The following is a 638-nucleotide window of genomic DNA, read 5'->3' on the forward strand; positions in this document are numbered from 1 at the left end:
ATTGACTTTTTATTTGCAGGCTGAAGTAACGAGAATGCGACGCGCAGTTATTCAAGTGTGTTCAAAACCTGTAAGCAAAAAAATAAGAGAAACGCTACAAAATCAACGTTTCTCTTATTTACAATCATGCCGCAGACCGGAATCGAACCGTTTTACTTAATCTCAAATACTGATAGAAAGGGGCTTTGAAGACTTCATCACGGTTGCGGTGTTCAAAAAGTGTTCAAACGTTTGTCGCATACAAACTTGAAGTTATCTTTTTCCTAATGGCAATGCTATTAAATTTCCCAATAATGCAATAACAGCATATCCAACTACATAAACCCATGCACTTGAGTTATAAAATATAAATATAGATGGCGCAAACATTATTGCTACAATCAAAATATACCAGAAGTTAAAACCATTCCTAATCCCATAAAAAACAGAGGTTATTAAACATATTAGAGGAATAATTACTAACATAACAATCATTGCACTTCCTGTGTTTTTTATAAACCAAGGAACGATATAAAAATCTATCAGCAACAGTAGGTAGAAAACCATGTTCTTTTTTAATTTATCCATCATATCATCATCCTTTCAAATTCCGATTGAACAAAATCGCTGCGCGATGGCCTGCCAAGGCTGTGGCGCAG

1 protein-coding gene is annotated in these 638 nt (G+C 35.0%); it reads right to left on the reverse strand.

What is annotated here, in order from left to right:
- Positions 1-252 precede the first annotated feature (252 nt).
- Positions 253-570, reverse strand: coding sequence for a hypothetical protein (locus LJE11_RS19220; RefSeq protein WP_081733101.1), 318 nt, complete (start codon positions 568-570; stop codon positions 253-255).
- Positions 571-638: the final 68 nt, after the last annotated feature.

The organism is Blautia sp. DFI.1.216 (assembly GCF_020594215.1).
GTDB lineage: Bacteria > Bacillota > Clostridia > Lachnospirales > Lachnospiraceae > Blautia_A > Blautia_A wexlerae.

What these genes read in the sequence shown, in the direction of transcription:
- LJE11_RS19220 (WP_081733101.1), bottom strand. Translation starts at nt 570, where the DNA reads ATGATGGATAAATTAAAAAAGAACATGGTTTTCTACCTACTGTTGCTG.